The sequence below is a fragment of the Fulvivirga kasyanovii genome (genome assembly GCF_009711405.1).
In the GTDB taxonomy this organism is placed as follows: Bacteria; Bacteroidota; Bacteroidia; order Cytophagales; family Cyclobacteriaceae; genus Fulvivirga; species Fulvivirga kasyanovii.
The window spans coordinates 1-23224 of record NZ_SMLW01000583.1 but is presented as its reverse complement, the minus strand read 5'-3'; the positions used below and the strand labels follow the sequence as shown (position 1 = coordinate 23224).

23 protein-coding genes and 2 riboswitches are annotated in these 23224 nt (G+C 42.8%); of the genes, 14 read left to right on the top strand and 9 right to left on the bottom strand.

Features of this window, described 5'->3' with window-relative positions:
• Positions 1-151: riboswitch (cobalamin riboswitch) on the top strand. This riboswitch is flagged as partial in the annotation.
• A gap of 112 nt (positions 152-263) precedes the next feature.
• The 13 genes from E1163_RS16245 (at position 264) to cobN (ending at position 16507) form a co-directional block, all read left to right on the top strand.
• A complete protein-coding gene (locus E1163_RS16245) occupies positions 264-1409 on the top strand; it encodes an ABC transporter substrate-binding protein (protein ID WP_155173512.1) in 1146 nt (381 codons plus the stop codon).
• 33 nt (positions 1410-1442) lie between these two features.
• Complete coding sequence (locus tag E1163_RS16240) at positions 1443-2450, top strand: iron ABC transporter permease (RefSeq protein ID WP_221418013.1); 1008 nt, start codon at positions 1443-1445, stop codon at positions 2448-2450.
• 6 nt (positions 2451-2456) lie between these two features.
• Positions 2457-3455 (top strand): ABC transporter ATP-binding protein, encoded by a 999-nt coding sequence (locus E1163_RS16235; RefSeq protein ID WP_155173510.1) that lies wholly within the window; start codon positions 2457-2459, stop codon positions 3453-3455.
• Positions 3456-3459: 4 nt separating this feature from the next.
• Complete coding sequence (locus E1163_RS16230) at positions 3460-4284, top strand: (2Fe-2S) ferredoxin domain-containing protein (protein ID WP_155173509.1); 825 nt, start codon at positions 3460-3462, stop codon at positions 4282-4284.
• A gap of 60 nt (positions 4285-4344) precedes the next feature.
• A riboswitch (cobalamin riboswitch) is annotated at positions 4345-4551 on the top strand.
• A gap of 109 nt (positions 4552-4660) precedes the next feature.
• A complete protein-coding gene (locus E1163_RS16225; protein ID WP_155173508.1) occupies positions 4661-6889 on the top strand; it encodes a TonB-dependent receptor plug domain-containing protein in 2229 nt (742 codons plus the stop codon).
• A gap of 13 nt (positions 6890-6902) precedes the next feature.
• Positions 6903-7487 (top strand): DUF7676 family protein, encoded by a 585-nt coding sequence (locus E1163_RS16220; RefSeq protein ID WP_155173507.1) that lies wholly within the window; start codon positions 6903-6905, stop codon positions 7485-7487.
• 5 nt (positions 7488-7492) lie between these two features.
• A complete protein-coding gene (locus E1163_RS16215) occupies positions 7493-8428 on the top strand; it encodes a magnesium chelatase ATPase subunit I (protein WP_155173506.1) in 936 nt (311 codons plus the stop codon).
• On the top strand, positions 8425-9186 hold the full coding sequence (locus E1163_RS16210) for a vWA domain-containing protein (RefSeq protein WP_155173505.1): 762 nt from the start codon (positions 8425-8427) through the stop codon (positions 9184-9186). The genes E1163_RS16215 and E1163_RS16210 overlap by 4 nt, the downstream gene beginning before the upstream one ends.
• Positions 9183-9806, top strand: coding sequence for a 5,6-dimethylbenzimidazole synthase (gene bluB / locus E1163_RS16205; protein ID WP_155173504.1), 624 nt, complete (start codon positions 9183-9185; stop codon positions 9804-9806). Before E1163_RS16210 ends, bluB begins: the two co-directional genes overlap by 4 nt.
• On the top strand, positions 9803-11128 hold the full coding sequence (locus E1163_RS16200) for a cobyrinic acid a,c-diamide synthase CobB (protein ID WP_155173503.1): 1326 nt from the start codon (positions 9803-9805) through the stop codon (positions 11126-11128). Before bluB ends, E1163_RS16200 begins: the two co-directional genes overlap by 4 nt.
• Entirely contained in the window at positions 11125-11718 is a 594-nt protein-coding gene (locus E1163_RS16195) for a cob(I)yrinic acid a,c-diamide adenosyltransferase (protein WP_155173502.1), read from the top strand. Before E1163_RS16200 ends, E1163_RS16195 begins: the two co-directional genes overlap by 4 nt.
• Positions 11719-11725: 7 nt before the next feature.
• Positions 11726-12763: a cobalamin biosynthesis protein CobW gene (gene cobW / locus E1163_RS16190; RefSeq protein WP_155173501.1), complete on the top strand. Its 1038-nt coding sequence runs from the start codon at positions 11726-11728 to the stop codon at positions 12761-12763.
• A 12-nt stretch (positions 12764-12775) separates the two neighbouring features.
• Entirely contained in the window at positions 12776-16507 is a 3732-nt protein-coding gene (gene cobN, locus E1163_RS16185) for a cobaltochelatase subunit CobN (protein ID WP_155173500.1), read from the top strand.
• A 43-nt stretch (positions 16508-16550) separates the two neighbouring features.
• Here the strand turns inward: cobN and E1163_RS16180 are convergent, their stop codons facing one another.
• The 3 genes from E1163_RS16180 to E1163_RS16170 all read right to left on the bottom strand — a co-directional run bounded on the left by E1163_RS16180 (position 16551) and on the right by E1163_RS16170 (position 17825).
• On the bottom strand, positions 16551-16964 hold the full coding sequence (locus tag E1163_RS16180; protein ID WP_155173499.1) for a nuclear transport factor 2 family protein: 414 nt from the start codon (positions 16962-16964) through the stop codon (positions 16551-16553).
• Between the two features lie 4 nt (positions 16965-16968).
• Positions 16969-17493: a TetR/AcrR family transcriptional regulator gene (locus E1163_RS16175; protein ID WP_155173498.1), complete on the bottom strand. Its 525-nt coding sequence runs from the start codon at positions 17491-17493 to the stop codon at positions 16969-16971.
• A 107-nt stretch (positions 17494-17600) separates the two neighbouring features.
• The gene (locus E1163_RS16170; protein ID WP_155173497.1) at positions 17601-17825 is read right to left on the bottom strand and encodes a hypothetical protein; all 225 of its coding nucleotides are present in this window, start codon (positions 17823-17825) and stop codon (positions 17601-17603) included.
• Between the two features lie 75 nt (positions 17826-17900).
• Between E1163_RS16170 and E1163_RS16165 the strand changes: the two genes are divergently transcribed.
• On the top strand, positions 17901-18146 hold the full coding sequence (locus E1163_RS16165; RefSeq protein ID WP_155173496.1) for a helix-turn-helix domain-containing protein: 246 nt from the start codon (positions 17901-17903) through the stop codon (positions 18144-18146).
• A gap of 19 nt (positions 18147-18165) precedes the next feature.
• Here E1163_RS16165 and E1163_RS16160 read toward each other — a convergent pair whose 3' ends face one another.
• The 6 genes from E1163_RS16160 to E1163_RS16135 form a co-directional block, all read right to left on the bottom strand.
• A complete protein-coding gene (locus E1163_RS16160; RefSeq protein ID WP_155173495.1) occupies positions 18166-18615 on the bottom strand; it encodes a hypothetical protein in 450 nt (149 codons plus the stop codon).
• On the bottom strand, positions 18612-19646 hold the full coding sequence (locus E1163_RS16155; RefSeq protein ID WP_185156111.1) for a PH domain-containing protein: 1035 nt from the start codon (positions 19644-19646) through the stop codon (positions 18612-18614). Before E1163_RS16155 ends, E1163_RS16160 begins: the two co-directional genes overlap by 4 nt.
• Before the next feature lie 89 nt (positions 19647-19735).
• Complete coding sequence (locus E1163_RS16150; protein WP_155173493.1) at positions 19736-20287, bottom strand: HD domain-containing protein; 552 nt, start codon at positions 20285-20287, stop codon at positions 19736-19738.
• 82 nt (positions 20288-20369) lie between these two features.
• Positions 20370-21464, bottom strand: coding sequence for a serine hydrolase domain-containing protein (locus E1163_RS16145; protein WP_155173492.1), 1095 nt, complete (start codon positions 21462-21464; stop codon positions 20370-20372).
• A complete protein-coding gene (locus E1163_RS16140) occupies positions 21464-21940 on the bottom strand; it encodes a hypothetical protein (protein ID WP_155173491.1) in 477 nt (158 codons plus the stop codon). The genes E1163_RS16145 and E1163_RS16140 overlap by 1 nt, the downstream gene beginning before the upstream one ends.
• 166 nt (positions 21941-22106) lie before the next feature.
• On the bottom strand, positions 22107-23060 hold the full coding sequence (locus E1163_RS16135; protein WP_155173490.1) for a DnaB-like helicase C-terminal domain-containing protein: 954 nt from the start codon (positions 23058-23060) through the stop codon (positions 22107-22109).
• Positions 23061-23224 lie beyond the last annotated feature (164 nt).

Sequence of the window (23224 nt, the reverse complement as noted above, 5' to 3'; positions counted from 1 at the left end):
TAAAAGGGAATCCTGTTAAAATCAGGAGCTGTCCCCGCAGCTGTAAGCTCTGCAAAATGTTGACCATATCAAGCCACTGTTCCGGTATAGGGATGGGAAGGCCGTTAACATTGGAGCAAGCCAGAAGACCTGCCAAGAAAACATATTAATCGAAACTTTCGGGAGAAAAGTGATGATTAGAGGATCATACATGGTTTTTTGCTGCGTATTGCAAAACCTGTGGTTGCATCATTCTATTTCATTTCCCGGCAAACTATTGAAAAATGAAACTCATCATCAGATGTTTTGCTGTGCTGGTATACCTTATTACCGCTTGTAGTCCGCCTCAGGAAGACGGTAAATCTGCCACCTCAAATGCACCACCGCCTGTTCAGCTCAAATACGCCACGCTTTTTAGCTTTGAGCAAGTGAATGGCTTTAAAAAAATTAATGTAAAAAACCCCTGGGACACTACAGAATTATATGCAACATATATCCTGGTTCATCAGGGCGACCCAAAACCTGAAGCCCTCACGGAAAAATCCTTCATTGTAGAAACGCCCATTTCAAGTATTGTAACCCTATCTACCACGCATATTGGTCTTCTTGATAAGCTTGAAGCAGAACAGGCTCTCGTTGGACACAGTACACTGTACTACATCTACAATAAGTCGATTAATGACCGGATTGAAAAAGGGGAAGTAACAGAGGTAGGAAATGCACAAAATCTAAACATTGAAACGCTCATTGACCTCCGACCCAAGCTGGTAATGACCTCGGGGCATGCCAAGATCCATGACAACCTCAAGCTGCTTGAGAAATCAGGGATACCTGTTGCCTATAATATAGAGTGGATGGAAAACTCGCCCCTGGCCAGGGCTGAATGGCTAAAGTTCATGGCTGCTTTCTTTGAAAAGGATGCTATGGCTGATAGCATATTCAACAACATTGAGCAACAATATAAGGAAATGAAGGCTCGGGCTTTAGCTGTTGACAAAAAGCCTTCCGTATTGGCAGGAGCCAAATACAAAGACACCTGGTCTATGCCCGGGGGCAATAGCTATGTGGCACAGTTGTTAAAAGATGCCAACACGTCGTATTACTGGTTTTCGGGTAACACCAGAGGCTCTATACCAATAAGCTTTGAAACCGTAATAGACAAGCAGCTTAATGCAGATATATGGATAAATCCCGGAGGCTTTACAACCCTGGAAGGATTCATAAGTCAGGACGACAGATACGCCAGGTTTGATGCTTATCAACATGGGAATGTCTATAACATCTATGGTCGTGTCAGCGATACGGGGGCCAATGACTATTGGGAAACCGGACTGATCAATCCTCACCTCATACTAAAAGACCTCATAAAAATAATGCATCCGGAAAAGTTTTCAGATCATCAACTGCTCTATTACAAAAAGCTCAATTAATAGTCCATGACCTTCATTCGTTCAAAATATTTAATGTTCTATATCATTGCCTCGGCATTGGTGATCATCCTTTTTCTGCTGGACATCCGCTATGGCACTGTTAACATACCGCTCGATCAGGTGGTAAAGTCACTGATCGGCCAACCCCTCGAAAAGGAAAGCTGGGGGTTTATCATAACCGAATTCAGGTTGCCCAAAGCCCTTACAGCCGTTCTGGTTGGGTCTGGTTTATCCGTTGCAGGGCTACTTATGCAAACCTTGTTCAGAAACCCGTTGGCAGGCCCTTTTGTATTGGGTATCAGTAACGGGGCCAGCCTGGGGGTCGCGTTGCTGATCATGTCGGGAAATACACTATTTAACATGCTTTACCAATTGGGGAATTGGGGCATTGTAATAGCTGCTGTGTTAGGTTCAACTGCTGTACTTGCCATGGTACTTTTGCTTTCTGTAAAAGTTAAAGACAACGTGTCGTTACTTATCGTAGGGCTAATGGTAGGCAGTGCCACCGGCGCTGTGGTAAGTGTTTTGCAGTTTTTTAGCGATGCGGAAATCATACAGGCTTATTTAATATGGACATTCGGAAGTCTTGCAGGTGTATCGTGGGAGCAGTTGCAGGTTTTAACACCCATAGTGTTTCTGGGTATACTTCTGGCCTTTATATCCCAAAAGCAGCTCAACACCTTCTTACTGGGCGAGCAGTATGCAAGAGGACTGGGGATATCAATAAAAAAGTACCGTATTATTGTGATCATAGCGACCTGTCTGTTAGCAGGAAGTATCACAGCCTTTTGCGGGCCTGTCGCTTTTATTGGCCTCGCCATCCCACATATTGCAAGAGCCGTTTTTCAAACGGCTAATCATAGTGTTCTGATCCCCTCCGTTATCTTGATCGGATCAGTCGTAACTCTCATTTGTGATATGATAGCTCAAATGCCGGGAGAACAAACCACATTACCCATCAATGCCGTCACGGCACTGCTTGGTGCTCCTGTAGTTATATCCGTTGTAATCCGTTCTCGAATGATGAAAACTTCAATATAAATAGCCATGATACTGGAAACCAAAAACTTAACCATAGGCTATCGAAAGCAGGGCCTGATCCAAAACCTTAACCTACACCTTAAAAAAGGGGAGCTGACCTGTCTGTTAGGGCCAAACGGGATTGGCAAGTCCACACTTTTGCATACACTCACAGGAGTATTGCCAGCGGTATCGGGTGAAGTCTGCATACAAGGGCAAACAATCAATACACTAACTCCACGGCAACTGGCCACATACATAGGCATGGTGCTTTCTCAAAAACTGACTCCGGTCAATTTAACCGTTTTTGAGATAGTTGCTTTGGGCAGAACACCCTATACCAACTGGTTAGGGCACCTTACCAAGCCGGACCGGAAGGCCATACAAGAAGCCATGGAACTGGTAAAAGTGGAGGGTTTTTCTTCCAAGTTCATTGGTGAGTTGAGTGATGGAGAGCGACAACGCGTCATGATCGCCAAAGCACTGGCACAAGATACGCCATTGCTTGTATTAGATGAGCCAACGGCACACTTGGATGTGAATAACCGCGTAAACCTGCTCACACTATTAAAAACTCTGGCTAAAGAAACGGACAAAGCCATTCTGCTATCCACCCATGAACTGGAAATGGCTATTCAACTGGCTGACTTTGTCTGGCTCATTACAGAAGACCGAAACGTAATCGCCGGATCAGCCGAAGACCTAGTGCTGGCAGGCATGATGGAGAAAACCTTTAAAGGTGAAAATGTAGTTTTCGACAACCAGACCGGAAACTTTAAAATCAAATACGGACTCAACAAGCAAGTGAGTTTGCATGGCATGGGAACCAGCGCCATTTGGACCAGAAAAGCACTGGAAAAAGAGGGGTTTGAAATACTGGACAACGGCTACTGTGATATTCAAATTCATATAGGCCAGCATTCGGACAATAACTGGCTAATCAAAGCCAATAACAGCGAAGTGGAACTTAACTCCATACAAGAGCTGAAAACAGAACTAAGATCGATAACACAACATCAAAACTAGCGATATGGGAAAAGACCTGGGAAAAACTTCTCACTGCATATTATTTTGCAACGGCGGATCGTGCAAAAGAAAAGGGGCAGAGGAAATCACTTCGGAAATCAGGGCCTACATGAAGTCCGAGGGGCTTTATAATCAAGTCCACACTGTAAAAACTATGTGCAATGGCCGGTGTGAAGATGCGCCGACACTGATAGTAATGCCCGAAAACACCTGGTATAAAAACCTGACAGTGGAGAAGGGTATAGAACTGGTGGAGCAACATATTAAACTGGGCAAACCGGTGAACAAAAACATCCTGTATGCTCCCGGTATGTCGCAGGTGGCATCAGACAACCCGCTTGCACCTCCCGAGGCCAAGTTTTTTGAAGAGGTAAATGACCCCGGGTTGGGTCCGGTATCCATGGCACAGGCTGATCCATGGGAGCAAAACCTCTACCCAATGCTCAAAGATATTTTCCAAAAATACAGGGATGATGTTGAGCTGGTTGTACCACAGGTTTCGCCAAAGACCGTTAGTATACCTTCAACCATACAACTAAGCTATGATCACAAATGGTTTACCGCTAAGGCTGCTCAATGGCAGATCCAATTGGCCATAGGTATACCCTCTAAAGATGACGGACTCCCTTACAAAAAACGTAGAATAGGCACAGCAGAAGCCTTTAGGTCTATGGACCAAAACCAGTATGGTGTCCGGTTTAAGAGTAAGGATGGAGAAACCCAGCTTTTGGTATTTGACAACAGCAATGAAAAACTGTTTTGGAGTCACTTTTGCAGAATTTATTTGGAAATTAATGAGCCTGACATGGTGGCTGTTAGCAGTATTTGACAAAGTAAAAACAGCTTGTCATAATTAAGATGAATAGATCATCATTGTAAGTAATTTTTATACATTTGTTACGCTTTTGGTTTCCGGATTAGTTTTCGGAATTAAAAGGGAATCCTGTTAAAATCAGGAGCTATCTCCGTAGCTGTGTGTCCTGTTTCTATTAGAATCATGGCATTTGTTAACCAAGCCACTGTCCTAAAATGTTGGGATGGGAAGGCAACAAATGCCGGGACGAGCCAGAAGACCTGCCTAAAGTATAATATTCATAGCTTTCGGACGAAAGGCTCATGGGTCGGTTCTAATTTATTTTAGGTACTTCCTCACATCGCTATTCTTCCTTTTGCTATGGTTTAGTAATTATTTAAACCATTGTAAAATGAAAAACACATTCTTAGGATGCCTGTGCTTCCTATTATCCCTCTGCACCATGAGGGGCCATGCTCAATCTGACACAACTACAGCAGCTTTCTCACGAGAATTAGAGGAAATTGTAATTTCCGCCTCACGCGTGAAGGCCAAAGAAGAAGATCTGCCTCAACAGGTACAGGTCATTACTGACACTGAAATTCAGCAATCCGGCTCAAAAGATGTTGTCGACGTACTTAAAAAGAAAGCTGGCGTAGACGTGATCCAATACCCGGGCCTGCTCTCAGGTATAGGCATAAGGGGTTATCGCCCACAGTTTTCAGGCCTGAACCAACGCAGCTTATTGCTAATCGACGGCCGCCCTGCCGGTGCCACCAATCTGGCCACTATTGACCTCGATAATATTGAAAGTATTGAGGTTATCAAAGGTGCAGCTTCTTCATTGTACGGCTCTCAAGCCATGGGAGGTGTGGTGAATATTGTTACCAAAAAATCAGTAGGTGAAATCAAAAAATCGCTCTACGCCAGCTTTGGCAGTTACAACACTTTTGAACTGGGCTTAAATGTTGGAGGAAACCTAAGTGAGCAACTGGACTTTGATGTGAACCTGAAGCATCTTCAACAAGATAAAGACTACCGCCACGGACATGATAACCTCTTCAGGGATAAATTTGGCTGGGACGAAGCTACCAGAACATACTATAGTACCGATTATGAAATAGATTCCACCACCGTGGCCAATGACGTTTATGGTGATGGTGAAGAGCGGGAATACGCTACCTATCAATACCAAAGTGGTGGTATTCGCTTCGGGTATCAATTTCACAGAAACTGGAGAGCTTCCGTAAGTGGTACATTCTTTTCCGCAAGTAACGTGCAAACCCCGGGGGATTACTTTTACGGCAATACCAGCCAAAGCCTGAAAAACCCCTACCGTTACGGTGCAGACCTGAAAGTTGAGGGAAAGATAAATAGCAATCACCAGGTATCTTTAAGGGCTTATAATAGTTTGGAATATTCTGATTTCAGGTCAGTAAGCGCAGGAGTCGTTTCAGACTACGTCACTTCAAAGAGAACCAATAAATGGGTCGGCTTTCAATTGCAGGACAGCTATAACATTGGTAAACACATATTAACTTATGGTTTTGATTATAACCGGTCTAACACGACATCGGAAAGTTTCAATTCAAAAGATGGTTCGGAAAAAGCGCCCTATTCGCCAAACTATGGCATTTACTCAACGGCCCTATTTGCTCAGGCTCACCTGAAACTTTTGGATGACAAGTTATTCGCCACGCTTGGAACCCGGGTAGACAACATCACCTTCGATGTAAAGGAAACCCGGTTTTTAGATACTTACAAAGCCGCGGAAGAGTCGCACCAGGTATTTAACCCCAGCCTTGGACTAAAATACAAACTCCCCAATAACTTTGATATACATGCAAGTGCAGGCAGGGCATTTGTAACTCCGGATGCCTACAACGTAGCAGGCTATAGCATCAGTGGACCTGGTAAGGAAGCCAATGTAAAAGGTAAGGTAAACATTTCCTATGGCAACCCTGATTTAGAGCCGGAAAAGGGCATCACAATAGATGGAGGTGTAGGCTACCTAAATAAAAAGAACGGATTAAACGCAGATGTTACTTACTTCAGCACACGCGTAAAGGACCGGATTACTCAAGGGCCAACGGTAATACCAAATACAATCGAGATTACACATGAAGGGGACACCATAGCCTCCACCACCACCTACATCAATGCAGAAGCTGCTACCATGTCTGGTCTTGAAACATCCATTTCGTGGGACTTAGGTGCTCTGGACGGTTACGAATACTCCTTTAAAATTTTCATAAATGCGGTAAAATATATCAAACTGGAAGAAGAATTTCGAAATACCGCATATACCCAAGAAAATAAAATATCCACCAAGAAGGTGCAAAACGTAGCGGATCTGACACTTACCTATGGCTTGGAATACACCAACTATAAGTTTGATGCCCGGCTGGCTGCCAGGTATGTGGGTCCACGATATGATACAGACTGGACGGATTATATTAACCGACCTGAAATAGAGTATCCGGCTTTCATGCTGCTTGATTTCTCCATTGGTTTCCCGGTAAATGAAAATGGCAGGCTGATGATACTGGCCAACAACATCACCGATGAAAACTATTACGAAAAACGAGGCTTTAACATGCCCGGTCGCAACATGCAGGTAAAATACACCCACAATTTCTAATCAAGATATACCGATGAATACCATAGAAAAACCCCAAACCATAACCACACTGGACGGCGCTCAGGAAGAAATATTTCCTGTAGCCTGTGAAGAAGAAATATTATTTGATCTGTTAGAAGACATCTTTAGCAACTACTGGCAGCAAATCCGTTTTGGCACATTGACACAGGGTGCCGCCTGGGAGGTAGGTGCACCCAATGCCCCTACTAAAATCTCACTACTCGACGGATACCTGACCGTTGATTTTGGCCCCTGGCATTTTCATGTCTGTATTGGAGAAAACAATGGTACGCGCCAAGCCCCAACTTCAGAGGAGTTGAAAAAACTTCGCAAATGTAGCCGTGCAGAATTTTACAGGCGACTAAACCAGGATGGCAACCCTTCAAGTTGGGGATTCAGAAGCTTCAATGGAGCAGGTGAGAACCAGATAACTGTATTCTTTCCCAACCCATATTATGACCTCTTCCCCAAGTTTAAAAGGCACAAAAACCCTAAATGGGAAAAACTGGACATGTGGAATACACTTAGAAATAAACATCTGGGACTTGAAGAAGATCCGAAAGATACGCAGGGAGCTTTCAAAGCCTGCACAAGTTAATTCAGATGAAAAACAAAAGATTATTTCCGTTTTCGGCTATTGTAGGGCAGGATGATTTCAAACTGGCACTCACGCTTTGCGTTATTGACCCCACCATAGGCGGAGTGCTGGCTTATGGAGATAAAGGAACTGGTAAAACAACACTGGTCAGGTCATTAGCCCAACTGATGGGTGACGATGAGCAGCCCTTTCCGTTCATCAACCTCCCGATTGGCGCCACGGAAGACAGGGTGCTCGGGCATGTGGATATAGAAAAACTGATCAACGATAAAAAGCAGGTTGTACAGAAAGGTCTCCTGGCGCAGGCTCATGGCGGTATTTTATATATCGATGAGATCAACCTGCTCAATGACTACCTGATGGACATATTACTCGATGCTTCATCAACAGGCAGCTACTTCCTGGAAAGGGACGGGATATCGCATACTTTTGAAAGTTCGTTTTGCCTGGCAGGGACTATGAATCCTGAAGAGGGTGATTTAAGACCTCAATTGCAAGATCGCTTTGGCCTTTGCCTGGATATCTCCACACCTGTAGATCCAGAAATACGAATAGCCATTACCAAAAGCAGGGTTGAATTTGACACAAACCCTGAAGTGTTTTGTGAGCGCTATAAAGAAAATGATCAGGTACTGAAGTCCCGTATTATTCAGGCCAGGACTTCGCTGAGTGATGTTGAAATACCGGAAATCAGCATTGCCGAAGCATCAAAAATAGCCCTTGAACATCAGGTAGAAGGTATGAGAGCGGATATCCTTATTATAAAGACCGCCCGGGCATATGCCGCACTGCATAACAGATCGGCTATTGAAAATGAAGACATTCAAAAAGTAGCGCCTTTCGTACTCAGGCATCGATCGCAAAAGCAACCAAATGCCAAACCAAACAATGGCTCTACACCGCAAGATGACGTAAAAAAAAAGCCCCGTCTGATCTTATGAATGCTAATAACACATCCGGAAACGGATCGCCTGAACAGCATTTCAATGCAATGGTCACCCATGCTAGTTTATCCTTGCGACCGGATGGGGGTCAAAAATCCAAACATGGGATCGAGATCAAAGATGTAACCTCTGGTGACCATACCCTTAAACCCAGCCATCGGTTTGTACAAACACGTGATCTGCTGCAAACAGTCAACCATTATTTACTGCATGATCAGTTTGAGTTAAAACAAAAGAAGACTTCCCATAATGCAGCTCCACTTATAATTTTCCTCATAGATTCCAGCAGCTCCATGGCGAAGAATAAAATGATTGCTTATGTAAAAGGGCTAATAGAGAACACCGCTAAAAAGCATAACCGACAGTCTTTAAAATATGCTTTGATTGCTTTGCTACAGGGCGAGTCTCAGCTCATATTTCCTCCGGGCAAAAGTAAAGAGTTGCTCTTTCTGTCGCTTGAAAATTTAAAAACCGGTGGGCAAACCAATATGGCCTCGGGTATTCGAAAAGTTTATGAGGTGATTAGAAAGCAACAGGGCTCCGACATTGTTAAGCTTTTCATTTTAACAGATGGAAAAATTAATAAAGGCAAAACATCAACTCCGTTTGAAGAAGCAGTACAACTACACAAACAGCTGCTTGGCTCCTTAAAGTCTGTAACGGTTGTCGATACCGAATCAGGTTTTGTGAAACTTCAAATGGCGAAAGATTTTGCTAACAGCATAAATGCGACTTATAAAAAACTAGAGATATGACGGACTTGTACGATGTAATTTTTAAAAGAAGGGACACCCGGCACTTTACTTCAGACCCTGTACCGGACGAAGTTTTGCAAAAAGCACTTCAAGCCGGTCATGCTGCCCCATCGGTAGGCCTCTCTGAGCCTACCAGGTATTATATCGTAGAAGACGCTGACCTCAAACTACAGGTAAAAAAGCTTTTTGATGCCTCCCGGGAAAAAGCCGAAGAGCAAATTTCCAATCCTGATCAACTGGACAAACACCAGTCTCTAAAGTTGGAGGCCATTACTTCAGCCCCGATCGGGTTAGTGATAGCGACTGACGAATCCGTGCTCGATGAATATGTTATCGGCACCATTGGCACTAAAGAAACACTTGCCTGGAGCACGGCCTGTGCCATACAAAACATCTGGCTTTCCCTCACGGAGCAAGGGTACTCCATGGGGTGGGTCTCCATATTAGACTATATAGCGTTTAAAGAACTCTTAAATTTACCTGAAAGCGTAAAACCACTTGGATATTTCTGCATAGGCAAACCCGCAGATGACTATGATAACCGTCCTATGCTGGAAACGCACAACTGGAAGAGAAAAAGCTCTGCTCCACATGTAGTTAAAATAACTCAGGGGCTATGAATAAACCTCAGTTTGTCATAGCAGCGCCAACCAGCAACGCTGGAAAAACCACATTAACACTGGGCTTGTTGCGGGCACTTTATAATCGAGGGCAGCGGATACATCCGTTCAAGTGTGGACCTGATTATATAGATCCCAAATTTCATCAGTTGGCCGCTAAGCACTTAAGCCGAAACCTTGATCTGTATATGATGGATGACGGTGAGCTGGAGTCATGTTATAGCAGACACATTCAATCCGCAGATGTGGCCTGTATTGAAGGTGTGATGGGACTATTTGACGGCGCACGTAAAGCCGCTGGAAGCACCGCCGAAATTGCCAAAAAACTGCAACTCCCTGTGGTGCTGATTGTCAACGCCAAAGCCGTGGCCTATTCAGTGGCTCCCTTACTCTATGGTTTTCAAAACTTTGACAGCGAGGTGGAAATTGCCGGAGTAATCTTCAATCAGGTAAATACCGAAAGTCATTATCAGTTTTTAAAAGATGCCTGCGATGATGTCGGGGTTACCGCTTTGGGTTATTTGCCGTGGATAGATAAAATCGAAATACCCTCCAGACACCTGGGCCTTTCTATTGCAAACCTCTCCACATACGAACCCACTATAGAGTTGATTGCCAGGCAGCTTGAAAAAACGGTTGATATAGATCTGCTATTAAAACTTACCAACAGACCATCTCAGGAAGTTGTAAACCCTCCAACGGAAGCATCCTGGCCAAGCTTAAAAATAGCAATCGCCCAAGATGAAGCATTTAATTTTACTTACCAACAGAATCTGGAAACTCTCGAAGCCATGGGAGAGGTGAAATTTTTCAGTCCATTACACGACGATGCCTTGCCGGAAGCTGATCTCATCTATCTACCAGGAGGCTACCCTGAGTGCTATCTGGAGCAACTTTCTGCCAACACCAAAATGCTGGAAAGTATCAAAAACTATGCGACTAACCATGGCCGCATCATTGCCGAATGCGGTGGATTAATGTATCTGGGTCAATCAATCATAAATGGAGAGGGGCTCACCTTTTCCATGTCAGGAGTATTTGATTTCAACACGTCGATGGAGCATTCAAAGCTGAGTCTGGGTTACAGAAAACTGCCCCTTGAGCATGGCTGTTTAAAAGGACACGAATTTCACTATTCCACCATTTTTAATGATCAGGACACTGCTTTTACAGGCGGCCTCCTCAGTGCCAGAGACCTTCCGGTAAATACTAAAATTTATCGACACAAAGGTGTACTGGCATCCTATGTACATTTCTACTTAGGCTCAGTTCAACATGTCAATCAATTATTAAACTTAACCATAACCACTATACAAACATGAAAATATACACTCGTAAAGGAGACAAAGGCCAGACAGGCGTATTTGGAGGGAAAAGAGAATTTAAAGATTCTCCCAGAATAGAATGCCTGGGCGCACTGGATGAAGCCAACTCCACTATTGGACTACTCAGTGCAAAGCTGGGAGATGACCACGATTGGCAACCCAGCCTACATAAAATTCAAAAAGATTTGATGGACATGATGTCTCACCTGGCCAGGCCATCTATCTCCACAAAGGAAAACAAAAACGCAAGACCCGCGGATGGCGCCGAATTTTGCGAAGCCTGGATCGATGAAATGGAAAATAATATGTCCAGCCCGTCAGACTATTTCCTGCTACCTGGAGGAAATGAAATTTCTGCGCTTTGCCATGTAGTGCGCACGCAGATCAGGCGTGGAGAGCGTAGGCTGGTATCCCTCATTCATGAAGACCCCGAGTGTGTGGAAGATTACGTGTCAGGATATATCAACCGATTATCCGATCTGTTTTTCACCATGGCTCGCAGCGAAATGGACAAGCACGGTGTGGCGGAAGAAAAATGGAATCTGTTTTTATACAAACGCAAAAAATCAACAACAGAAGTTAAATAAGTAACCCATGAAGAAAATACCTATTACCATCATCACCGGATTTCTCGGTGTAGGAAAAACCACACTCGTTCACAACATGCTAAAAAATGCAAACGACAAGCGTATCGCTGTTTTGGTCAATGAATTTGGAGAAGTGGGTGTAGACGGAGAGTTGATAAAGTCTGGCTGTGGCGATGAAGAGTGCAATATGATTGAGCTGGCTAACGGGTGTATTTGCTGCACCGTGCAGGAAGAGTTTCTCCCTTCGATGCTTGAGCTGATCGAACGCAAGGACGACATCGACCATATAGTGATTGAAACCTCAGGACTCGCCATGCCCAAGCCCTTAGTAAGAGCGGTGAGCTGGCCCGATCTCAAGCCTCACATAACTATTGACGCCGTGATCACCGTTGTGGATGCCGTAGGTTTAGCCACTGGAGAAATTTGTGACAGGGAAAAGGTACAGAAACAGCGCCTGGCAGATGACTCTTTAGACCATGAAACGTCTATCGAAGAGTTGTTTTTAGATCAGTTAACCTGCGCAGACCTCGTATTGATCAGCAAAACTGATCTGATAGATGATGAGGAATTGCAAGAGATAGAGGGGGTGATCAAAGAAAAAGCACGGACCAATACGAAGATCATTCCGGTGACCAATGGTGAAATTGATAACGGATTACTTCTTGGGATTGAAGCTTCTGCTGAAGATGATTTGGATAACAGGCACTCTATACATGAGCACCATCACGAACATGGGCATGATCATGACCACGATGATGATATCAACACCCTAATCATCGAATACCCGGAGACTCAGGACATCAAGCAATTGGTGAAAACCCTAAACCAGTGGGTAAAAGACAACGAGATCTACCGTATTAAGGGGTTTGTAAATATTCCTGATAAGCCGATGCGTATGGTATTACAGGGAGTTGGAAGTCGCTTCGACTATTATTTTGACCGAAACTGGAAACACGACGAAGAAAGAAAAACCCGACTTGTTGTAATCGGCAGATGTCTGGACGCACAAGCTCTGGAGCCTCAAGTAGAAAGTTCATTACTATAAAAATTTAGCCTTATGCATCTGATTGCAACAATACCCGGAGGATGGAACCCTAACGATGAGGGAGTCTTTTATGTGGAACAACAGCCGGGTGATATCTTATTTCTTTCAGCAAGCGATACAGAGATCAAGACTGCAAATGATGCCTACAGGCAATTAGGTGATCAATATGAAAATCTACCCTCCTTCAGGCTTGCCAACCTAACTTACTTTAAGCAGGAGCTAACCATCGATACGTATATCGATGAAGTGGCTTCAGAGGCTAAAGTAATTGTGCTTAGGTTGCTGGGGGGTAAATCATACTTTTCCTATCTCTGCGAAGCTTTTGTAGAAATTGCCGAAGAGAGAGGAATAAAGGTCATATTTATTCCAGGGTACGACCAGCCCGACATGGAACTTATGGAGCTTTCGAACGTGCCACTGGCGCTGGTCAATAGGTACTGGCAGTATTGCGTGGCAGGTGGGGTACACAATTTGACAGAAGGCCTAAAGCTGCTCCTTAATGAGTTCTTTTCATTCAAACTACCGCTTGCCGGCATATCGGAGGTGCCTTCCATGTTTCTTTACCACCACAAAAGAGGCATACTCAAAGATTTTCAGCCTGATTCGAACCAGCGTCAGGTACTTATTTTAAGTTACAGGGCTCACTTTCTGGCCAATAATTTGCAACCGCTTCATGCACTTTCCGAGCAACTGGAAAATCACGGTGTAGAGCCTGTGGTACTTATGGCATTAAGCTTTCGAGATGAAAACATCGGTCGGGAAATCCATCAACTGCTTACTCGTGTCAACTATGAACCTGAGGTGATCATCAATACCACGGGATTTGCCTTCAATAACTTTGGTGATCATGCGAATGGATTTTTCGATCAGCTAAAGAAGCCGGTGATACAGGCCATATTCGCCTCATGTAACAGGCAAAGTTGGGAAGAAGGTCAATTTGGGCTGCCTCCCACTGATGTAGCCATGAACATTGCCCTGCCCGAGGTTGATGGCAAGATCATTACCACGGCCATTTCATTTAAAGAGTCCACGGGAAAAGACAAAGTGACGGACTCTGATATAATCACCTACGTACCTCATGACCAGGGTTGCGAATTTGTAGCTCGGTTTGCCGCCAAGTGGATCAGTCTGCAGAGAAAGGAAAACCGTGAGAAAAGGGTTGCGCTTATCATGCCCAATTACCCCAATAAAAACAGTCGGCTAGCCAATGGTGTTGGACTGGACACGCCTGCAAGTACTGTGCAGATCATAAAGGCATTACAAAAAGCCGGATATGATACGGGCGATGATATTCCGAAAACTGATGGAGAACTGATAGAGCTGCTAACACGCTATATCACCAACGAACCTGATTCTCATTTACTAAAAGACGCAGAAGTATGGATTGATGAGCACACATTTTTCAGTTACTATAATAAGGTTTCAGAAGCACTAAGAGAAAAAATAGAGACGCAATGGGGCCACCCTTACGACTCGCCCAACTATAAAACTGGAAAGTTTACCCTGCCGGGGTTTTGTCTGGGCAATTTATTTGTAAGCATCCAGCCCGGCAGAGGATACAATATTGACATACAAGCAACCTATCATTCACCTGACCTTGCGCCACCTTACGATTACCTGGCTTATTACTTTTGGGTGCAGCATGAGTTTAAGGCCGATGCCCTAATTCATATTGGAAAACACGGCAACCTCGAATGGCTTCCGGGGAAAAGCGTGGCACTCAGCCCGGAAAGCTGTTTTCCTGCTGGCATTTTAGGTGCCATTCCGCATTTCTATCCGTTCATTATCAACGATCCCGGTGAAGGGACTCAGGCCAAAAGAAGAAATCAGGCGATCATTATAGATCACCTTATCCCTCCACTGACCCGGGCAGATGCTTACGGCGACCTACTCAAACTGGAACAGCTGATAGATGAGTACTACGAAGCTGCCTTGCTTGACCCCAAAAGAGCGAGCTTTATAAAAAACAACATCGAAAAACTGGTAAAGTCTACTTCGCTCAAAACTGACCTGAACAGCAGTGCAGATGACATAGATGAATTGCTTGAAGCCATTGACGGCTATTTGTGCGAACTAAAAGAAGCACAGATCAGAGGCGGACTGCATATACTGGGACAGGTGCCTCAAAAGGAAAAACTGACAGACCTGATGGTTGCACTGCATCGCATACCCTCGTCCGGCCTTTCGGGATTCACACAAGCACTTGCTCAAGATCTGCAACTCGACTTTGATCCCCTCAATTGTTCATACGAAGATACGTATGGAAAAGACATTGAAGGTGTACACTGTCGTACATTGGGCAAAGCGGTTGAAAGGCTGGAGACACTGGCAAAAAAATTACTGGTGGGAGAGTGGGAGATAAAACCAGCTTCGCTACCGAAAACCATGGAGGTTAAAAGTTACCTTGAAAATGTAACGCTACCCAAGGTACACCGTACTACGGAAGAACTTGACAACTTACTTACAGGTTTGAACGGCAGGTATGTTCCTGCGGGTGGTTCAGGAGCTCCCACGCGAGGGAGACTGGATGTACTACCCACTGGCAGAAATTTCTACTCTGTAGATGTACGTACCATTCCTTCTCCATCGGCTTATGAACTGGGCAAAAAAAGTGCACAAAACCTGATCGACCGGTACTTGCAGGAAAACGGTGAATTTCCAACGTCCATTGGGGTTTCCGTCTGGGGTACCGCTACTATGCGCACCGGAGGGGACGACATTGCGCAGGCCCTCGCATTAATAGGGGTTGCGCCCATTTGGGAAGGGGCCAACAGGCGGGTAAAAGATTTTAAGGTGCTTTCTCTACTGGAACTGAAAAGGCCACGGGTAGATGTGGTATTACGGATCTCCGGTTTTTTCAGAGATGCATTTCCCGATACCATAGCCCTCTTTAATGCAGCCATAGATAAAGTGGCTCATCTCGACGAACCGGATAGCGAAAACCCGATACGGGCACGGTATAAAAAAGAAAAACAAGACTGGATAAGCAAAGGCCTGCCAGAGGCGCAGGCTGAAGAACGTTCTTTGTATCGCGTGTTTGGCTCCAAGCCAGGTGCCTATGGAGCAGGCCTTCAAGGTGTGATCGATGAGCAAAACTGGTCTACCACCGAGGACCTGGCCAGGGTGTATATGAACTGGAGCGGCTATGCTTACTATGGCAAAAAGAATGAAGGCCGATCAGCTCACGCTGTGTTTGAATCCCGACTGGCTACTATAGAGGTAGTGATGCAAAATCAGGACAACCGCGAACATGACATTCTGGACTCTGACGATTATTACCAGTTTCAGGGAGGTATGGCAGCAGCAGTACAAAGTCAGAAAGGCAGCCAACCTGAAATTTACTTTGGTGACCATTCAAGACCTGAAAACCCAAGGGTAAAAACACTAAAAGAAGAACTCCTTAAAGTATACCGTTCCAGAGCCATCAACCCCAAATGGATCAAGGGCATGCAGGACCATGGATACAAAGGAGCTTTTGAAATGGCTGCCACTATGGATTACCTGTTTGCCTATGATGCCACCACCAACCTGATCGAAGACTTCATGTACCAGGGCATTACTGAAGCGTATCTTTTTGACGAACAGAATCAGGAATTTATTCGAAAAAACAATAAGTGGGCGCTGAAAGATATGTCTGAGCGTATGTTAGAGGCTATACAGCGCGGTATGTGGCAAAATCCTGATGACCAAACCGTAGAGCAGCTTAAAAAGATATACCTCGAGTCAGAATCTGACATAGAGTAAGCTATTCTATGGGTTTTTGATACACAACCATAAAAGGGTGACTTTACTTCACCCTTCTGTCTTTTTCATCAATCGGCAAGTCGTTGATACTGGCATACCTCTTTTTCATAAATCCATACTCATCAAATTCCCAGTTCTCATTTCCATAGGCTCTGTACCATTGCCCGTTTGTATCGTGATATTCGTATTCGAACCGCACAGCTATTTTGTTGTCAGTAAATGCCCAAAGTTCTTTCTTCAGTTTGTAGTCAAGCTCTTTGCTCCACTTATCAGATAAGAACTGAACTACGCCCTCTCTGCCTTTGATAAATTTGTCTCTGTTTCTCCACTCAGTATCAACAGAGTAGGCGAGAGAAACCTTCTCCGGGTTTCTGGAGTTCCACGCATCTTCTGCCATTTGCACTTTTAATGTTGCTGTTTCGTGTGTGAATGGCGGCAACGGTTTTTTCACTTCCATAGCTTTAGTTAATTAAGGATTGAACTATATTTTTTGATTTAATAATTGGCCATTGGTCTTTGAATAATTGACTTTCTATCAAAGCGCTTTCAAATAGCAGATACACATGATCGCCTACAGTGGCATCATTTATACGATCGTTGAAGTAGGTTCTTAGGTCATTCTTATGGCTTTGAATGACCTGCAGAATTTTTTCATCGCCCTCGTTCAACTCAGAAAGTATGTTGAGAAAACTACAGCCCCTGAAATTTTCGAGTTCATTCATAAATATCAGGAAGTCGAATGCGCATAAGACCTCACTAGTGTCGTTGACATGCTTCTTTACGTATTGCTTAAGCTTTGTAAACCAATGCTCATGGCGAAACTCCAAATAAGCTATGCATAGCTCTTCCTTCGATTTAAAGTTGTAGTAAAAACTTCCTTTGGCTATTCCGGCTTCATCAATAATCTGGTTTATTCCTGTAGAGTTATATCCTTGTTGATGAAATAGCCTGGCAGCCGTGTATATCAGTTTATCCCTGACTTTCATTTATCTGCTGGTTTGATTCACCAAACATAAAGGATTAATATTGATTAGACAAGTCTGTATAAAAAATATATTTAAGGGGGTAAGCGCAGCACTATTTAACAAGAAGGTCATACACTGTCAGCTTCCTTCTCATGCTCAAGAGCATCGAGCAAATCAAACAACGCATTCATGTCTTGCATAAAGCGTTCAAAATCAGGGATAAGATCGTAATGCTTTGCACTTAAGTACTCAAAGAGCACACTGCGCAGGTTAGTCTTGAAGCGTGGTATCTCGATGGATTCTTGAAATACTTCCAAAGGGGCGTGGTTTATGGAGGAATGGTTTATGGTCATTCACAAGTATAAGAATAAATACACTCTTTTTAAAGAGTACTTTTAAAAATGTGCCGAGGCGACCTTTGAGATATTATGGCAGGAACAGACCACCCAAATGATATCATCGAGCTTCAAAAGCGAATAGGCAAGAAACTTAGGTCTATTCGAGAAGCGAAAGGCATTAAAAACTATGAAAAGTTTGCTATTCAAAATGAGTTTAGCAGATCCCATTATTGGAATATCGAGAACGGCGATGTCAACCTGACGTTAAAAACGCTGGTTCGAATTTTGAATTCCTTAGATGTGAAGGTTGAGGATTTTTTTAGGGAGTTGAATTAAAATGGAGAAACCAGTCACACTACAACTCCAAATTATATAACTTCGGTATGAAGGCTAGCTTTGGGTTTTCCTCGATATAAAATATGGTCAGCTTGCTGCCTACTCTTAGATGTCGCTTGAAAGCCGATCGATATTCATGATTAAACTTCCTTCCGTTGGCCTCGAATTGAAAATTATACTCTTTTACCCTTCTATTGTTATGCCTCCAATTCGTATTAGTTATATCGGTTACTATAGCTTCTGACTTTACACCATACGTTAAAACATAAGAACCTCTTTTAACAGTTTGATATTTGTGATATACAATAAATGCTCCAACAGAAAGGACTACCAAACCAAAAAAAGCTTCAATACCGGGGAAGGCAATAGTAGGAATTAAAACACCTCCAATACAGAATATCTCACCAAGCATGAAAGGGGCTGTGTTTAGGTATATTGTAAATTTCTGTGAATTTGTGATTTGTTTCATGATTTAACATTGCTCTTCTGTCCTTCATTCATCATCCCTTTTATATACTCCTCTATCTCTCTAAACTCCCTGATGCCGATGATTTTATCATAGATTTTTTCGCCATCATCCTCCTTCCCTGAATATACCTGAACGGTGCCAATATGATACATTTCTTCAAAAATAGATCGTGTCCATTTTACCTCCTCTATCTCCGCATATTTTACGGACTTCACTTCGGATAGCAACCATGGGGTTACAGTTTTAAAATGTATACCCTCCTCATCAAGAATATAGTAGACCTTTCCCCCTACACGCACGAAATGAAAAAACAGGTAGAAGCTCACAAATATGAGGACCAAGCCCATTATTGTGGCATCACCAAATATAAGGACCAAACCAATTACCAAAAGTAGTATCAATACGGGTAATTTTTTCAATAAGTAAGCTACCCGATCAGGATGCAGTTTGATAAATTTTTCTACCTGCAATTGTGCATCCTCCAAACCAAGATACTTGGTGTTTGATATATTGCTCCTATCATAAAGCCCTTTTACCCCTTGAACCAATCCAATAACTACCAGTATGGCACTAATAATTGGATATACTTTGTTTGAAAAATAAGTTAAACATCTGTTATACTCATATGTATTCATGTAGTATCCGTGCCTTTGGGAGTATGCTTCAACTATCCTAAATGTTTCATAATTTTTCCCACTCAAGGGGTAAGACTTCGAAGTCGCGTTTTCAGCAATTCGTATTTTCACTGAATCACCGTCTTCCAACAAGCCTATTTGCTCAGCGAGAATATTATTATATGAACAGTCCGTAAACTCATAGAAATCACCAGACCCTTTTAATGTAAACCCAATGTAATTGTCACTCTCTCCATGGACACCCGATTCAGGCGATCCGGCCAGCACGCCATTTATTTCAATGGTATTATAATGGTCAACTATCTCCGGATTTCTTGTGTAAAAGAATAACAACACTCCTAACGAGATAAACAGAACTGTATCACCAAACTCACTTAGTCTTATTCTTCTCAGCATATTCAAAAACAGCCCCGACATTTACGGCTTCAAATTTGTTGATAATACAAATACTAGATTATCAGATACTTAAGCTTTATAGCCAGCTATTATGTATTGTAACCAGCCTGTGTATACTTTTCATATTCTCCAATTTTCCGCTTCAACCTTATATTCAAATAATAATTCTTGCCCGCAAGCTTCTCATCAAGCATTCTCGCTTCTTCTAGGTAACTGGAAATTTTGTCATTACTCCAGTGGCTTGGAGGGGACTGTAGGTTAGTAATTCTATCGGCCAACTTGACCATGCCTACTTCTTTGTCTAACTCATTGATGCGGTTAAGGCTATCCATCATTTTTTCTTTCTTGGTGGAAAGGTTGCCGTCTTTAGTCAACGCTTTAACGCCAAGGGCAACCCTTTCCCCGAACTCACCTTTCAATTCATCGAAGGTCGTATCTGTATCTTCCAGGGTATCGTGAAGCAAGGCAACCTGTACCGCAAAGTCTATATCAAAATTGCTCTTTGCCTGGTAGGCCATCATTATTTCCATGGCCACATTAGATATGTGTAGCAAATAATTGGCATTGGTACCGGGTACTTTTTGATTATGGTGTTTTTCACCGGCAAACTTTATGGCTTTTTGGTAGAGGTCTTGGGTCATTTATGCTTTCTATTTAGCTCCAAACATGTCAGGCATGTCTGTATATAAATCTACTGTATTTTTAAATCTTTAAGAAACCGGATCAGTACCTAATCGCCTTGGCTACAAGATTCAGTATTTCGTTGCAATCTGCCTCCTGATGGTTTGCCAGTACGGCAATGCCTATTTGATGCTCTACCATAAGTACCACCAGCGAAGAAAACCCTAAGTCCAATCCATCATGAAAACAGATTTTTCCGGCAGCAGTTTCTTTAACAAACCAACCCAACGATTTAAAACCATCTTCTTTGGCATCTATACCCGGTTCACAGAAAAGCGTATAATTTTCATCAGAAAGTGGACTATACCGTTTATACCTTCCTCTGTTCAAACCAAATATCATCCAATGGCTAATGTCTTGAATAGAGGTGAATAGATTTCCGCTAGGAGTAAACCTAAGGTCGTAAGGGAAGTTTGCAGTCCTGTGTGAAGGGTGACCCTGATGCGGCTGGGCAATCTCATTTTCATTGAAGTCGGAAACAAAATAGGACGTTTTGTTCATCTTTAATGGCTGAAATATCCGTGTTTTCATAAACTCTTCGAAAGCCATGCCGCTTGCCTTAGCTATTACATCGCCCAAAACCTCATAGCCGACATTACTATATCCGTATTTCTTCCCTGGTTTAAATTCAAGTTTCAAATTAGCCAGTGACTTAATGTGATTTTCAAGTGCATTTTCTGATAGGTCGGGGTTTAAATATTCATACACGTCCGGGCTGCTAACACTTGGTAAGCCGGAGGTATGGATAAGCAATTGGTCTATGGTGATCTCACTGCTAAATTTAGAATCAACCTGGAAATAGGGGAGATGATGCGCTACGGGATCCTTCAAACGGATTTTACCCTCTTGAACCAGCATCATAGCCGCCAGTGAAGTGAACGGCTTAGCTACCGAAGCAATATTATAAATACAGGCCCTCTCTTCATCAACCAGTCCGGACACCTGATCTCCCAAAACAATATTTTTTGCGTAAATAACAGAGTCGCGATATACAACCCCCACGGCAACACTGGGTATATCGTGCGATGAAATGTACTGGTATAAAAGGCTATCCACATTCTTTGAAAAACCTGCCTGACCCAAGGCTAAATGAAAACAGCTAAGACAAAGAATGGCAGATATTAAATAACGCTTCATTATATAACTTTGTAGGTCATCAAGTAATAATAATTCCTATTCTTAACAGGCAGCGTCAGAATAATTTTATCGGAAGAGATCTCCTTTATATAGTATGAAGTGGCTTTACCATTAGCATCAAAAAATAATATTTCTCCTTGCTCATTAATACGCCAAATTCCTTTCTGATAGATCTGGCTACTTTCGTTTCTTGCTTTGGTTTTGCCCTCATCAAACTCATAAGTGCCATCTTCGCTGAAAACTATAATATCATCCAGGTCCGACTTCATAAACTGACCGGTGATGTCCTTCGATAAAGTGTCTGTCTGAATCACCTCAATGCTCACCTCCATCCATTTCTTATTGATCAACATTCTACCCACATCATTCATATAGAAATCCGGCACCTTTATTTTCGAAGAATAATGATTTTTTGAACACCCTGAGATCGAGATAATCCCTAGTATAAATAGCGCGATCAAATTATGTTTGGTCATTCGAATAGGATTAGCCATTAGACAGCACAACATAGCTATACTTTTTCAAAAAAACGATAAATGGATTGGGTAAGATTATGGAATATTTTCTTGGTTTTAAACCAATAGGATACATGAAAGAAGTTTTTGATCACATGTATGTTTTCCTTTTATCACTTTTGTTACTTTAAAATGGGGCATCATTATCGGGGTCAACTTGCTCTGAAAAGTCGCTATTTGAGGGCCACATTGGCTCATTATTAAAACCAAAGTTATTAGCTTCCAAGTCTGTGATCTTGGCAAATTTTTGTATGAATTTTAAAGGTATTTGCTCAAGACTTCCATGCCTATGTTTGGCAATTATTAACTCCATGATGCCTAGAGTGGACTCCCCGTTTTCATCTTCGGTAATACCATGCATTTCAGGTCGATTAAGCAATAAAACCGTGTCAGAATGATGTTCAATATCACCTGAGTCCTTTAGATGTTCTAACGAAGGTCTTTTGTTGAGAACATCAAATATTCTTCTATTTATTCTTGACAGTGCAATTATAGGTATATTTAGTAGACGTGCCAGTCTTTTCAATTCTCGTACTATATAAGATATTTCCTGCTCTCGGTTAGTTTTCGTCACCCTTATGTGATGAATATCATCGATAAAAAGTGCTTCTATATTATTATTCTTTACGATTTCTTCAGCTGACTCCAAAAGCTGCTCAAGAGTAAGGCTGCAATTATCATCTATAAAGATAGGGGCATGGTTTAGCTCTCGAGTTTTATGAATCAATTGCTCCCACTCATAAGCGGCTAATTTTCCCTTGTTTAATCGCATCATCTCTATCTCAGCTTCCATTGCAAACAAACGATCAACTATCTTATTTGAACTGTTCTCATATGAAAAGATGGCTGTAGGTATGCCAAATTCCACACTCGCATTACGTACAGCAGAGAGCATCAATGATGTTTTTCCTACACTGGTCATTCCTGCTATTGTTATCAATTCTGACTTTTGCCAACCGCACAGGACATTGTCAAGATGCACAAAGCCAGACGGAATACCGTTAAGGCCAAATTCTGAATTAATTCTTAATTCGTAATCCACTATATTCTCTTTGATTAATTCTGAAAGACTTTTAAGCATATCTGGAGGGTATAATTCAGGTTGTACACTTAAAGATATGTATTCAAGGACAGAAAGAAGAGGAGTTAGTAATGATAAAAGACAGAGATAATAAAATTAATTTCATTTTTTCCACCTCTTTTGCTACCTATAAAAACCTCTGACAGGGCTTCGAGCCCTGTCAG

Coding starts and splice junctions, on each gene's coding strand:
- E1163_RS16245 (WP_155173512.1), top strand. CDS start 264: ATGAAACTCATCATCAGATGTTTTGCTGTGCTGGTATACCTTATTACC.
- E1163_RS16240 (WP_221418013.1), top strand. CDS start 1,443: ATGTTCTATATCATTGCCTCGGCATTGGTGATCATCCTTTTTCTGCTG.
- E1163_RS16235 (WP_155173510.1), top strand. CDS start 2,457: ATGATACTGGAAACCAAAAACTTAACCATAGGCTATCGAAAGCAGGGC.
- E1163_RS16230 (WP_155173509.1), top strand. CDS start 3,460: ATGGGAAAAGACCTGGGAAAAACTTCTCACTGCATATTATTTTGCAAC.
- E1163_RS16225 (WP_155173508.1), top strand. CDS start 4,661: ATGAAAAACACATTCTTAGGATGCCTGTGCTTCCTATTATCCCTCTGC.
- E1163_RS16220 (WP_155173507.1), top strand. CDS start 6,903: ATGAATACCATAGAAAAACCCCAAACCATAACCACACTGGACGGCGCT.
- E1163_RS16215 (WP_155173506.1), top strand. CDS start 7,493: ATGAAAAACAAAAGATTATTTCCGTTTTCGGCTATTGTAGGGCAGGAT.
- E1163_RS16210 (WP_155173505.1), top strand. CDS start 8,425: ATGAATGCTAATAACACATCCGGAAACGGATCGCCTGAACAGCATTTC.
- bluB (WP_155173504.1), top strand. CDS start 9,183: ATGACGGACTTGTACGATGTAATTTTTAAAAGAAGGGACACCCGGCAC.
- E1163_RS16200 (WP_155173503.1), top strand. CDS start 9,803: ATGAATAAACCTCAGTTTGTCATAGCAGCGCCAACCAGCAACGCTGGA.
- E1163_RS16195 (WP_155173502.1), top strand. CDS start 11,125: ATGAAAATATACACTCGTAAAGGAGACAAAGGCCAGACAGGCGTATTT.
- cobW (WP_155173501.1), top strand. CDS start 11,726: ATGAAGAAAATACCTATTACCATCATCACCGGATTTCTCGGTGTAGGA.
- cobN (WP_155173500.1), top strand. CDS start 12,776: ATGCATCTGATTGCAACAATACCCGGAGGATGGAACCCTAACGATGAG.
- E1163_RS16180 (WP_155173499.1), bottom strand. CDS start 16,964: ATGGAAGTGAAAAAACCGTTGCCGCCATTCACACACGAAACAGCAACA.
- E1163_RS16175 (WP_155173498.1), bottom strand. CDS start 17,493: ATGAAAGTCAGGGATAAACTGATATACACGGCTGCCAGGCTATTTCAT.
- E1163_RS16170 (WP_155173497.1), bottom strand. CDS start 17,825: ATGACCATAAACCATTCCTCCATAAACCACGCCCCTTTGGAAGTATTT.
- E1163_RS16165 (WP_155173496.1), top strand. CDS start 17,901: ATGGCAGGAACAGACCACCCAAATGATATCATCGAGCTTCAAAAGCGA.
- E1163_RS16160 (WP_155173495.1), bottom strand. CDS start 18,615: ATGAAACAAATCACAAATTCACAGAAATTTACAATATACCTAAACACA.
- E1163_RS16155 (WP_185156111.1), bottom strand. CDS start 19,646: ATGCTGAGAAGAATAAGACTAAGTGAGTTTGGTGATACAGTTCTGTTT.
- E1163_RS16150 (WP_155173493.1), bottom strand. CDS start 20,287: ATGACCCAAGACCTCTACCAAAAAGCCATAAAGTTTGCCGGTGAAAAA.
- E1163_RS16145 (WP_155173492.1), bottom strand. CDS start 21,464: ATGAAGCGTTATTTAATATCTGCCATTCTTTGTCTTAGCTGTTTTCAT.
- E1163_RS16140 (WP_155173491.1), bottom strand. CDS start 21,940: ATGACCAAACATAATTTGATCGCGCTATTTATACTAGGGATTATCTCG.
- E1163_RS16135 (WP_155173490.1), bottom strand. CDS start 23,060: ATGCTTAAAAGTCTTTCAGAATTAATCAAAGAGAATATAGTGGATTAC.